The 12,194-nt window shown below is 69.4% G+C and carries 12 protein-coding genes; 4 read left to right on the top strand and 8 right to left on the bottom strand.

Annotated elements, in window-relative coordinates; genetic code table 11:
• Positions 1 to 65: 65 nt before the first annotated feature.
• On the top strand, positions 66 to 857 hold the full coding sequence (locus ACWC09_RS15615) for a phosphatase PAP2 family protein (RefSeq protein ID WP_450851156.1): 792 nt from the start codon (positions 66 to 68) through the stop codon (positions 855 to 857).
• Positions 858 to 934: 77 nt separating this feature from the next.
• Here the strand turns inward: ACWC09_RS15615 and ACWC09_RS15610 are convergent, their stop codons facing one another.
• The 7 genes from ACWC09_RS15610 to ACWC09_RS15580 all read right to left on the bottom strand — a co-directional run bounded on the left by ACWC09_RS15610 (position 935) and on the right by ACWC09_RS15580 (position 8,691).
• Entirely contained in the window at positions 935 to 1,387 is a 453-nt protein-coding gene (locus ACWC09_RS15610; RefSeq protein ID WP_450851064.1) for a hypothetical protein, read from the bottom strand.
• A gap of 129 nt (positions 1,388 to 1,516) precedes the next feature.
• Complete coding sequence (locus tag ACWC09_RS15605; protein ID WP_450851063.1) at positions 1,517 to 2,935, bottom strand: NAD(P)/FAD-dependent oxidoreductase; 1,419 nt, start codon at positions 2,933 to 2,935, stop codon at positions 1,517 to 1,519.
• Between the two features lie 29 nt (positions 2,936 to 2,964).
• On the bottom strand, positions 2,965 to 3,765 hold the full coding sequence (locus ACWC09_RS15600) for an ABC transporter permease (RefSeq protein WP_450851062.1): 801 nt from the start codon (positions 3,763 to 3,765) through the stop codon (positions 2,965 to 2,967).
• Positions 3,766 to 4,689: an ABC transporter permease gene (locus ACWC09_RS15595; RefSeq protein ID WP_450851061.1), complete on the bottom strand. Its 924-nt coding sequence runs from the start codon at positions 4,687 to 4,689 to the stop codon at positions 3,766 to 3,768. It lies immediately after the preceding gene.
• Positions 4,689 to 5,846, bottom strand: coding sequence for an ABC transporter ATP-binding protein (locus ACWC09_RS15590; protein ID WP_450851060.1), 1,158 nt, complete (start codon positions 5,844 to 5,846; stop codon positions 4,689 to 4,691). The genes ACWC09_RS15595 and ACWC09_RS15590 overlap by 1 nt, the downstream gene beginning before the upstream one ends.
• A gap of 5 nt (positions 5,847 to 5,851) precedes the next feature.
• On the bottom strand, positions 5,852 to 7,099 hold the full coding sequence (locus ACWC09_RS15585; RefSeq protein ID WP_450851059.1) for an ABC transporter substrate-binding protein: 1,248 nt from the start codon (positions 7,097 to 7,099) through the stop codon (positions 5,852 to 5,854).
• A 56-nt stretch (positions 7,100 to 7,155) separates the two neighbouring features.
• Positions 7,156 to 8,691: a gamma-aminobutyraldehyde dehydrogenase gene (locus tag ACWC09_RS15580; protein ID WP_450851058.1), complete on the bottom strand. Its 1,536-nt coding sequence runs from the start codon at positions 8,689 to 8,691 to the stop codon at positions 7,156 to 7,158.
• 211 nt (positions 8,692 to 8,902) lie between these two features.
• Between ACWC09_RS15580 and ACWC09_RS15575 the strand changes: the two genes are divergently transcribed.
• A complete protein-coding gene (locus ACWC09_RS15575; RefSeq protein ID WP_450851057.1) occupies positions 8,903 to 9,472 on the top strand; it encodes an NADAR family protein in 570 nt (189 codons plus the stop codon).
• Positions 9,473 to 9,491: 19 nt separating this feature from the next.
• Here the strand turns inward: ACWC09_RS15575 and ACWC09_RS15570 are convergent, their stop codons facing one another.
• A complete protein-coding gene (locus ACWC09_RS15570) occupies positions 9,492 to 10,244 on the bottom strand; it encodes a DUF4190 domain-containing protein (protein WP_450851056.1) in 753 nt (250 codons plus the stop codon).
• Positions 10,245 to 10,354: 110 nt separating this feature from the next.
• Here ACWC09_RS15570 and ACWC09_RS15565 point away from each other — a divergent pair, with 110 nt between their 5' ends.
• Both ACWC09_RS15565 and ACWC09_RS15560 read left to right on the top strand, forming a co-directional pair.
• Positions 10,355 to 11,428, top strand: coding sequence for an adenosine deaminase (locus ACWC09_RS15565; protein WP_450851155.1), 1,074 nt, complete (start codon positions 10,355 to 10,357; stop codon positions 11,426 to 11,428).
• A gap of 38 nt (positions 11,429 to 11,466) precedes the next feature.
• On the top strand, positions 11,467 to 12,153 hold the full coding sequence (locus ACWC09_RS15560; RefSeq protein ID WP_450851055.1) for a glycerophosphodiester phosphodiesterase: 687 nt from the start codon (positions 11,467 to 11,469) through the stop codon (positions 12,151 to 12,153).
• Positions 12,154 to 12,194: the final 41 nt, after the last annotated feature.

Raw genomic sequence — 12,194 nt, 5'->3', positions numbered from 1 at the left:
TCTTCGGCCACTCCACTGCCGTAGGTTCTACCCAGATGAGAGATACACCCCGCCCACAGGGGACTGTGGGCGACATCAGGCCGTGGCCTCCCCAGCTACGACCTGGTCGTGCCCTCGCGCACACACCCGGAGCTTCCGGCTCCGGATCTCCTCACCGATCGGACAGTCGCCCGCCCCAAACCCCCCGGGGTGGGCGTCGATCCGATCTGATCGGCCGCCTCGGAACTACCCCCCCTGTTCCGGGGCGGCCGGCCTCCTTCTTCCTTCTCCTCGGGCTTCCGGCCCTTCTCTTCGCGGTCATCACCTGGCAGGTCGTCTCCGACGGCCCGCTGGTGCGCGTCGACGAGCGGGTCAGCCGCGCGCTCGTCCACCCGGACCGCTTCTCCGAACTCCTCGCCGACCTGGGCAGCATCCAGGTCGCGGTGCCTGTCCTCGCCGTCGTCCTGGTCTACGTCGGCCTGCGGGGCCGTGCGGCCGGGACGCACCGCTGGTGGCTGCCGCCGCTCGCGGCCGCCGTCCTGATGGCCCTGGTCCCGGCGCTGGTGGTGCCCATCAAGGAGCTGGTCGCCCGGCCGGGCACCCCTGCCATGCCCCCGGCCACCGGCTACTACCCCTCCGGCCACACGGCGACGGCCGCCGTCGCCTACGGAGCGGCGGCCCTGCTCCTCCTGCCCTGGCTCCGGTCCGCGTACTCCCGCCGTGAACTGGTCGTCCTCTGTGCCGTGGTCAATGCCGGGGTCGGCTTCGGGCTGGTCAAGCGCGGCTATCACTGGCCGCTGGACGTGGTCGCGAGCTGGTGCCTGTGCACGGTGCTGCTCACCGCTCTGTGGCTGTTTCTGACGCACTCACAAGAGTGAGGACCAGGTCCGCGTCGGCCTTAAGGGTGGCCGACGCGAGCGCGGATTCGTTCAGACCTCTGGCCCTCAGCCGTCCGTCATGTGCCCTCCTCGCTCGCGAGTACCGCCGCCGCCTCGTGCATGGCCAGTTCGAGGAGCACCGGGTCGGTGAGGGTGCCCGAGCCGTCCGGGGGGACCAGCCAGCGGACCCCGCCGGTGGAGCGGCCCGGATACGGCACCACGATCCAGGTGCCGGCGCCGGCCGTACGGATGCCGGTGCCGAGCCAGCCGGCCGCGGTGCCGGGCGGCACGAAGAACCCCATGCGCGCGTCCCCGAAGTCGACCAGGACCGGTCCCGGCCGGTCGAGGATGCGGGTGAGGATGTCGAGCGTGGGATAGCCGAGCTCGCCCGGCAGGATCAGTACGTCCCAGGCCTTGCCGGCGGGCAGCAGCGCGACCCCGAGGGGGTTGCGCTCCCATTCCCGGCGGCTGGCCTCCGGATCCGGAGCAACGGATGCCAGCCACTCGACCGCCGTCTTGGCCCCAGTCATGAGAAGACCCCCTGTCTCTCGTGGACGCTGGTCGCGTCACGGGAGAGACGGAGGTCTCCCGGCCTGCATTACGCGGGTTTCGTTCACTCTTCGGAGTGAACTGGGTCACATCCGGTCGGCCGGCTTCGGCTAACTGTCGAATCCGAGCCCGAGCCTGTCCATCGTCCGCAGCCAGAGGTTGCGACGGCCCCCGTGCGAGTCGGCGCGCGCGAGCGACCACTTGGTGAGCGCGATGCCGGTCCAGGCGAAGGGTTCGGGCGGGAAGGGCAGCGGCTTCTTGCGGACCATTTCGAGGGAGGTGCGTTCCGTGGCCTCCCCCGCCAGCAGATCGAGCATCACCTCGGCACCGAAGCGGGTGGCGCCGACACCGAGGCCCGTGTAGCCCGCCGCGTAGGCCACGTTGCCCTGGTGCGCGGTGCCGAAGAACGCCGAGAAGCGCGAGCAGGTGTCGATCGCGCCACCCCACGCGTGCGTGAAGCGCACTCCCTCCAGCTGCGGGAAGCAGGTGAAGAAGTGCCCGGCGAGCTTGGCGTAGGTCTCCGGCCGGTCGTCGTACTCGCGGCGCACCCGGCCGCCGTACTGGTAGACCGCGTCGTAACCGCCCCACAGGATGCGGTTGTCGGCGGAGAGCCGGAAGTAGTGGAACTGGTTCGCCGAATCACCCAGCCCCTGGCGGTTCTTCCAGCCGATCGACGCCAGCTGCTCGGCGCTGAGCGGCTCGGTCATCAGCGCGTAGTCGTAGACCGGGACGGTGTACGCCCGGACGCGCTTGATCAGGTTCGGGAAGATGTTGGTGCCGAGCGCGACCTTGCGGGCGCGGACCGAGCCGTACGGGGTGCGTACGGCCATTCCGGCGCCGTAGGGCCTGAGGGTGAGGGCGGGGGTGTTCTCGTGGATGCGGACGCCGAGCGCGAGGCACGCCCGCTTCAGACCCCAGGCCAGCTTGGCGGGGTTGAGCATGGCGACGCCTCGGCGGTCGTGGAGGCCCGCCTGGAATGTCGGTGAGTCGACTTGTTCCCGCACCGCGTCGGCGTCCAGGAACTCGACGCCCTCGGCGAGGCCCTCGCGCTCCATCTCCTGGTACCAGTCGTGCAGTTCCCACGCCTGGTACGTCTCGGTCGCCACGTCGATCTCGCCGGTGCGCTCGAACTCGCAGTCCAGGTCGTGCCGGGCGACCGCCTTCTCGATCTCGTCGAGGTTGCGGGCGCCCAGCTCCTGGAGCCTGTGGATCTCGTCGGGCCAGCGGGCGAGGCCGTTGGGCAGGCCGTGGGTGAGGGAGGCGGCGCAGAAGCCGCCGTTGCGGCCGGAGGCGGCCCAGCCCACCTCGCGGCCTTCCAGCAGGACGACATCCCGTGCGGGGTCGCGCTCCTTGGCGATCAGCGCGGTCCACAGTCCGCTGTAGCCGCCGCCGACGACCAGCAGGTCGCAGGTCTCGGCGCCGGTGAGCGCGGGCTCGGGGTGGGGCTTGCCGGGGTCTTCGAGCCAGTACGGGACCGGCTGTGCGTCGGAAAGAGACTTTGTCCAGCGGTTCATGGCGCTCGGGGCCATGATTTCAACTCCCTACAGGGGCTTTGCGATTACGCCTTTTGCTTGTTGCGGCGATTTCCGATGAGTATCGAGGAAAGGACCAACACTACGGCGACCAGGAACATGGCCGTACCGATGACATTGATCTGAACGGGCGTTCCGCGCTGTGCCGAACCCCAGACGAACATGGGGAAGGTGACGGTCGAGCCCGCGTTGAAATTGGTGATGATGAAATCGTCGAAGGAGAGCGCGAAGGCGAGCAGCGCACCCGCCGCGATTCCGGGAGCGGCGATCGGGAGTGTGACCCGGAGGAAGGTCTGCGCCGGGCCGGCGTAGAGGTCCTGCGCCGCCTGCTCCAGCCGGGGGTCCATCGACATCACACGTGCCTTCACCGCCGTCACGACGAAGCTCAGGCAGAACATGATGTGGGCGATCAGGATCGTCCAGAAGCCCAGCTGGGCGCCCATGTTGAGGAACAGGGTGAGCAGTGAGGCGGCCATGACGACCTCGGGCATCGCCATCGGCAGGAAGATCAGCGAGTTCACGGAGCCGCGGGCACGGAAGCGGTAGCGGACCAGCGCGAAGGCGATCATCGTGCCGAGGACGGTCGCGCCGATCGTCGCCCAGACCGCGATCTGCAGGCTGATGGAGAGCGAGCCGCACATGTCGGCGACACCGCACGGCTGTTTCCAGGCGTCCAGCGAGAACTGCTGCCACTCGTAGTTGAAGCGGCCCTTCGGTTTGTTGAAGGAGAACACCGTGACGACGACGTTCGGGAGCAGGAGATACCCGAGCGTCAGGAGTCCCGCGATGACGACGAGATTGCGCTTGAGCCAGTTGACGAAGGCCATTTAAACCAGATCCTCCGTCCCGGACCTGCGGATGTAGAGAGTGACCATGATGAGGATCGCGGCCATGAGAATGAAGGAGAGGGCGGCGGCGGTCGGATAGTCCAGAATTCTCAGGAACTGCGTCTGGATGACGTTTCCGACCATCCGGGTGTCCGTCGAGCCGAGCAGGTCCGCGTTGACGTAGTCGCCGGCCGCCGGGATGAAGGTCAGCAGCGTGCCGGAGACCACGCCGGGCATCGACAGCGGGAAGGTGACCTTGCGGAAGGTGGTGAACGGCCGCGCGTACAGGTCGCCGGCCGCCTCGTGCAGGCGTCCGTCGATGCGCTCCAGCGAGGTGTAGAGCGGCAGGATCATGAACGGCAGGAAGTTGTACGTCAGTCCGCAGACCACCGCGAGCGGTGTGGCCAGCACGCGGTCGCCGGCCGTCCAGCCGAGCCAGTTGGTCAGGTCGAGGATGTGCAGGTTGTTCAGGGTGTGCACGACCGGACCGTTGTCGGCGAGGATCGTCTTCCAGGCCAGCGTGCGGATCAGGAAGCTGGTGAAGAACGGCGCGATCACCAGGATCATGATCAGGTTCCGCCAGCGGCCCGCGCGGAAGGCGATCAGGTACGCCAGCGGATACCCCAGCAGCAGACAGAGCACGGTCGCCGCGGCGGCGTAGAAGACCGAGCGCAGGAACTGCGGCCAGTACTCGGACAGCGCGTCCCAGTAGGTGGCGAAGTGCCAGGTGACCTTGTAGCCCTCCTCCAGGGAGCCCGTCTGCACGGACGTGGAGGCCTGGTAGATCATCGGCAGGGCGAAGAAGATGATCAGCCAGAGGATGCCGGGGAGCAGGAGCCAGTACGGCACCAGGCGGCCCCGCTTGCGCGGGGGCTTCGTCTCGGGGGCGGGCGCCAGGGGTGGCGCCTCGGTGACGGCGGCCATCAGGCGGCGTCCTCCTCGACCTCGGCGACACCGGCGTCGATGTCCTGTGCCGCGTCGAGGCCGAAGGTGTGGGCCGGGTTCCAGTGCAGGACGACGTCGGCGCCGGGCACCAGGCGGGCGTCGCGGTCGATGTTCTGGGCGTAGACCTCGAACTCGGGGCAGACCGGGCTGTCGATGACGTACTGCGTGGAGACGCCTATGAAGGAGGAGTCGGCGATCTTGCCGGTGATGCGGTTGCGGCCCTCGGCTATCTCGCCCGCGTCATCCGCGTGAGTGAGGGAGATCTTCTCGGGGCGTACGCCGACCAGGACCTTGCCGCCAGTCGACGTGGGGGCGGAACATCGCGCCTCGGGCAGGACGAGCTTGCCGCCGCCCGCCTTGAGGACGATGTCGTCGCCGTTCTTGGTGTCGACCTCGGCCTCGATCAGGTTCGACGTGCCGAGGAAGTTGGCGACGAAGGTGGTGTTCGGGTTCTCGTAGAGGTCGGTGGGCGAACCCAGTTGCTCGACGCGGCCCGCGTTCATCACGGCGACCGTGTCGGCCATGGTCATGGCCTCCTCCTGGTCGTGCGTGACATGGATGAAGGTGATGCCGACCTCGGTCTGGATGCGCTTGAGCTCCAGCTGCATCTGGCGGCGCAGCTTGAGGTCGAGGGCGCCGAGGGGCTCGTCGAGAAGGAGCACCTTGGGGGTGTTGATCAGGGCACGGGCCACCGCGACGCGCTGCTGCTGGCCGCCGGAGAGCTGGTGCGGCTTCTTGCGGGCCTGCTCGCCGAGCTGGACGAGCTCCAGCATGTCCTCGACCTGCTTCTTCACCGACTTGATGCCGCGCCGGCGCAAACCGAAGGCGACGTTCTCGAAGATGTCGAGGTGCGGGAAGAGGGCGTAGGACTGGAAGACCGTGTTCACCGGCCGCTTGTACGGCGGCAGGTGGGTCACTTCCTGGTCGCCGAGGTGGACGGTGCCCATGGTGGGCTCCTCCAGACCGGCGATCATGCGCAGGGTGGTGGTCTTGCCGCAGCCGGAGGCGCCGAGCAGGGCGAAGAAGGAGCCCTGCGGGACGGTCAGGTCCAGCGGCTGCACGGCGGTGAAGCCGTTGTCGTACGTCTTGCTGATACCGGAGAGGCGGACGTCGCCGCTGCTGTCTGTCGTCGTCATCTTCGTCACGCCCCTGTGAGCTTCGCGAACTTCTGCTGGTAGGCCGTCTCTTCCTTCGAGCTCAGCGAGCGGAAGGCATGGGACCTGGCCTGCATGGCCTTGTCGGGGACGATCAACGGGTTGGTCGCCGCCTCTTTGTCGATCTTGGCAAGGTAGGGCACCACTCCCGCGACCGGGCTCACGTAGTTGATGTAGGCGGCGAGTTCGGCGGCCGGCTCGAGCTCGTAGTAGTAGTCGATGAGCCGCTCGGCGTTCGCCTTGTGACGGGCCTTGTTGGGGATCAGCATGTTGTCGGTCGACGTCATGTAGCCGCTCTCGGGGATGACGTAGCCGACGTCCGGGTTGTCCGCCTGCAGCTGGACGATGTCGCCGCCCCAGGCGACACACGCGGCGAAGTCGCCCTTGGTGAGGTCGGACGTGTAGTCGTTGCCGGTGAAGCGACGGATCTGGCCCTTGTCGACGGCCTTCTGGAGGCGGGCGATGACGGCGTCGTAGTCGTCGGCGGTGAACTTCGCCGGGTCCTTGCCCATGTCGAGCATGGTCATGCCGACCGTGTCGCGCATCTCGGTCAGGAAGCCGACCCGGCCCTTGAGCTTGGGGTTGTCGAGCAGGTCGGAGACCGACTTCACCTCGACGCCGTCGAGCGCCTTCTTGTTGTACGCGACGACGGTCGAGATGCCCTGCCACACGTACGAGTAGGCACGGCCCGGGTCCCAGTCGGGGCTGCGGAACTGGTCCGAGAGGTTGGCGAAGGCGTGCGGCAGGTTGGACGCGTCCAGTTTCTGGACGTAGCCGAGGCGGATCATGCGCGCGGCCAGCCAGTCGGTGAGGACGATGAGGTCTCGGCCGGTGTCCTGCCCCGCGGCGAGCTGCGGCTGGATCTTGCCGAAGAACTCGTCGTTGTCGTTGATGTCCTCGGTGTACTTGACCGAGATGCCGGTCCGCTTGCGGAACTGGTCCAGCGTCGGGTGGTGCTTCTCGCTGTCGTCCACGTCGATGTACTCGGGCCAGTTGGAGAAGTTGATCTCCTTCTCCTTGGCCGAGTGGTCGTCGGCGGACTGGCCGCCCTGCGTCTTGCCGGCCGCGGGGATGCCGCAGCCGCTCAGCGTCGTGAGGCCGCCGACGGCGAGCGCGCCGCCGGCGGAGGCGCGCAACAGGGACCGGCGGGTCATCGCCGCCCGGCCGCTCGTGAGGCTGCGCCGCATCGCGGCCGCCACGACCGGTGACAGGCGCTCGGGCTCGTACTGCTCCATGCTCGTGATGCCCTTTCGGGAGGGTCGAGCCGACCGTGGTCGGCGGCCGGTGGTCGCTAGCGGTCCCCGAAGATGGTGCGGTGCCAGTCCTTCCTCGGCACCGCGGTGTTGTCGAACATGACATGCTTGATCTGGGTGTACTCCTCGAACGAGTACGCCGACATGTCCTTGCCGAAGCCGGACGCCTTGTACCCGCCGTGCGGCATCTCGCTGATGATCGGGATGTGGTCGTTGACCCACACACAGCCCGCCTTGATCTCGCGCGTGGCCCGGTTCGCCCGGTAGACGTCCCGGCTCCAGGCGGACGCGGCGAGACCGTACGGGGTGTCGTTGGCGAGCCCGATTCCCTCATCGTCACTGTCGAAGGGCAGGACCACCAGAACCGGGCCGAAGATCTCGGACTGGACGATCTCGCTGTCCTGGGCGGCGCCCGCGACCAGCGTCGGCCGGTAGTACGCGCCGTTCTCGAGCTCCCCCTTCGGCGCTTCGCCGCCGGTCACCACGCGCGCGTAGGCACGCGCCCGCTCGACGAAACCTGCGACCCGGTCGCGCTGGACGTGCGAGATCAGCGGGCCGAGGTCGATGCCGGCGGCGAAGGGGTCGCCGAGCCGGACGGTCTCCATGAGGGCGGCCGTCTTCTCGACGAACGCGTCGTAGAGGGGCCGCTGTACGTACGCGCGCGTGGCGGCCGTGCAGTCCTGCCCGGTGTTGATGAGGGCGCCCGCGACCGCGCCGTTGGCGGCGGCCTCCAGGTCGGCGTCGTCGAAGACCACGAAGGGCGCCTTGCCGCCGAGCTCCAGGTGAAGCCTCTTGACGGTGGCGGTCGCGATCTCGGCGACCCGCTTGCCCACCGCCGTCGACCCGGTGAAGGAGGTCATGGCCACGTCGGGATGGCCGACGAGGTGCTCACCGGCTTCCTTCCCGGTGCCGGTGACGATGTTGATGACACCGTCGGGGATCCCCGCGTCGGTGGCGGCCTGCGCGAACAGCAGCGAGGTCAGGGGCGTCAGCTCGGCGGGCTTGAGCACGATGGTGTTGCCCGCGGCGATCGCCGGGAGGATCTTCCAGGCGGCCATCTGGAGGGGGTAGTTCCAGGGCGCGATGGAGCCGACGACACCGATGGGCTCGCGGCGGACGTACGAGGTGTGGTCCCCGGAGTACTCGCCGGCCGACTGCCCCTGCAGATGCCGGGCCGCGCCCGCGAAGAAGGCGGTGTTGTCGATGGTCCCCGGGACGTCGAACTCGCGCGTCAGCTTCAGGGGCTTGCCGCACTGCAGGGACTCGGCGCGGGCGAAGTCCTCGGCACGGTCGGCGAGCACGGCGGCGAAGCGGTGCAGTGCGTCCGACCGTTCGCCGGGCGTGAGGCCCGCCCAGCCCGGGAAGGCCTCGCGAGCCGCCGCGACGGCGGCATCCACGTCATCCGTACCGGCGAGCTCGTACGTGTACACCTCCTCGCCGGTCGACGGGTCGACGACCGCGTGGGTACGGCCCGAGGTGCCCTTGGTGAGGCGGCCCGCGATGTACTGCGCGCCGTCCGCGAAGCGGTCCTGCGCCGGGAATCGTTCCGGGGTGGCGGTGCCCGGGTTCTGCATGTCGCTCTCCTCCGCCGTCGCCCCGCGGTTCCGGGGGGCGGGTGGCGTAGCTCCAGCTCGATTTGAGTGCCGATCCTGACAGAGCAAAGGCACTCCTACAAGTGATTCCGTTGTTGCCTTTCGGTTACGCGACGGAATCTGTCGACCAGGTGTCGAGTGAGCCTCGAAAAGGGAGGACGGAGTGTCAGTGGTGGCTGCGAGACTCTGATGCATGGGCGAGGGCACGGGGAAGATCGACACGCGGGAGGCGCTGGTCAGCGCGGTCCGCAAGGGTGCACGGCCGAAGTATCTGCACTTCTGGGGGCACCGCCCGCTGCCGAGCGGGCGGATCGGGGCGAGCTGTCTGAGTCAGTGGTGGCCGTCGCCGTTCACGGTGGGCGGGGTGACGTACCGGACGGCCGAGCACTGGATGATGGCCGGCAAGGCTCGGCTCTTCTCCGACGCGGAGGCCGAACACCGGATCCTCGCCGCCGCACACCCCTCACAGGCCAAGAAGGCGGGGCGGCTGGTGCGGGGCTTCGACGACGCGACCTGGGAGCGCGAGCGCTTCGGGACAGTCGTCGAGGGCAGTGTCCACAAGTTCGCCGCGCACCCGGAGCTGCGGGAGTTCCTGCTGAACACCGGGGACCGGGTGCTGGTGGAGGCGAGCCCGGTCGACCGGGTGTGGGGCATCGGCCTCGCGGCGACCGAAGAGGCTGCGGGGGACCCGGAGCGGTGGCGGGGGCCGAATCTGCTGGGGTTCGCGTTGATGGAGGCGCGGGAGCGGTTGCGGGAGGGGTGAGTCGGCCGGGACCGGCCGTTCAGCCCTCGACCACCAGCGGGGCCGACACGCTCGGAGCCGAGTTGTAGGACGGGCCGTTGTCCACGGTGTCCTCCTCGTGCGAGGCGACCACGATCGCGATGACGATCAGGGCGATCGTGGCGATGCCGAGGACGATCCCGACGATGCCCGTGATGAAGCCCGCCTGCGCCTGACCGCGGTTGGTGGCCTCACCGCGGTCGGCCTTCCGCTTTCCCTTCACACCCAGGACGACGGCCAGGACGCCGAGGACGAGGGAGACGATGCCGTAGATGCAGAAGAGACAGCAGGACAGGATGCCCAGGATCATCGCCGAGGTGCCCAGCCCGTTCTGCGGGGGCGCCTGCATACCCGGCCAGCCGTACCCCTGTGGGTAGGCGGGGTAGCCGTACCCACCGGGCGGCATCCCGGCGCCCTGCGGGCCCGGACCGCCGGGCGCCATCGGCGGAGGCGGCACGGCGGACTCGGCCCAGCCGTTCGGGGCGGGGGTCGCGCCGGGCGGGGGGTAGCCGGGGGTGCCGTAGCCGGGAGTCTGGGGCGTGCCCGGGGCGGGGTAGCCGTAGCCGGGCGCGCCGACTCCGGGTGGGGCGAACCCCTCGGGCGGCACGGAGGTCACGGTCGCCTGGTCGTGCACGTTCGGCGGCTGATCCTGCGGGGAGGACTGGTGCCCCTTGTCCAACGAGGTCTTGTGCTCGGGCGGCGCCCAAGGATCCCGGTCCGCCGCGCCCCCACCCGGATGTGCCTGATCCACCACGTCCCCGTCCCCCTAAGTCGATCGTCAGCCCATGGTAAAGCCTAGGCCTGACCTCACCACCAACGCCCTGAGCACCCGTCAACCCACACCGCACCCCGAGCTCCTGGGCGATCTGCTTACGATGCTCTGGACTCACTCCCGGGGAGGAACCCTTGACCGACCTGCACACCTTCATCGCCGGCCTGCCGAAAGCCGAGCTCCACGTCCACCACGTCGGCTCGGCCTCCCCCCGCATCGTCTCGGAACTCGCCGCCCGCCACCCCGACTCCAAGGTCCCCACCGACCCCGAGGCCCTGGTCGACTACTTCACCTTCACGGACTTCGCCCACTTCATCGACGTGTACCTCTCGGTCGTGGACCTCATCCGCACCCCGGAGGACGTACGCCTGCTGACGTACGAGGTGGCCCGCGACCTGGCCCGGCAGCAGGTCCGCTACGCCGAGCTGACGATCACCCCGTTCTCCTCCACGCGCCGCGGCATCGACGAGCGCGCCTTCATGGACGCGATCGAGGACGCCCGCAAGGCGGCGGAGGCGGAGTTCGGGACGGTCCTGCGCTGGTGCTTCGACATCCCGGGCGAGGCCGGGCTGGTGTCGGCCGAGGAGACGGCCCGGCTCGCGACCGACGACCGGCTGCGCCCCGAAGGGCTCGTCTCGTTCGGGCTCGGCGGTCCCGAGATCGGCGTGCCGCGGCCGCAGTTCAAGCCGTACTTCGACCGGGCGATCGCCGCGGGCCTGCACTCCGTGCCGCACGCCGGCGAGACGACGGGCCCCGAGACGGTCTGGGACGCGCTCACCCACCTCCGCGCCGAGCGCATCGGGCACGGGACCAGTTCCGCCCGGGACCCGAAGCTGCTGGCCCACCTCGCGGAGCACCGCATCCCGCTGGAGGTCTGCCCTACCTCCAACATCGCCACCCGCGCGGTCCGCACCCTCGACGAGCACCCGATCAAGGAGTTCGTGAAGGCCGGCGTCCTCGTGACGATCAACTCCGACGACCCGCCGATGTTCGGCACCGACCTCAACAACGAGTACGCGGTCGCCGCCCGTCTCCTCGACCTCGACGAACGGGGCCTGGCCGCCCTCGCCGGGAACGCGGTGGACGCGTCCTTCCTCGACGAGCCCGGCAAGGCCCGCATCCGCGAGGAGATCGACACCTACACCTCGACGTGGCTGGCCCCCTGAGTCACCCCACCGTCGCCCGGGCCCACCACAATGGGCCCATGCAGAACGTGACCGCCGTGGCCCATCGCGGCGACCCCTACCGTGTCCGTGAGAACACGATCGGCTCGCTGCGCTCCGCGCTCGACCTGGGCGCGGACGCCGTCGAGATCGACGTACGACTGACGAAGGACGGCGTCCCCGTGCTGCTGCACGACGAGACGCTGAAGCGGCTGTGGGGGCACGACCGGCCGCTGAGGTCCCTGTCGGCGGCGGAGGTGCGCGGCCTCACCGACGGCGGGGTGCCGACCCTCGTCGAGGCCCTGGCGGCGACCCACGGCAGCCGGCTGATGATCGACCTGCCCGGCGCCCGGACCGCGCGGGAGGCCGGGCGGGTCGTGGACGCCGTGCGCGCGGCCGGGGCGCAGGACCGGGTGTACTACTGCGCGGGCGCCGAGGAGATGCTCGCCGTGCGGGCGGCCGACCCGTCGGCGGAGATCGCGCTGACCCGCACCACGCTGGCCCCCGCGCGCCCCGCCCTCCTGGACGCGGTACGCCCCCGCTGGCTCAACTACCGCTTCTCCCTGGTCGACCACGACCTCGCGGCCCAGGTCCACCACGACGGCTACCTCCTCTCCGCCTGGACACCCGACACCCGCCGCTCCATGCGTCGCCTGATCGACCTGGGCGTCGACGCGATCACCACCAACCGCATCGACACCCTCTGCGACATACGCAAGAGCGGCTAGCCGCGGGACCGGCGGACTCCAAGCGGGGCGCGATCGCCTGC

It is taken from the genome of Streptomyces sp. NPDC001617 (genome assembly GCF_053596855.1).
The sequence above is the reverse complement of the archived record's forward strand: the minus strand, read 5'-3'. Positions and strand labels throughout refer to the sequence as shown.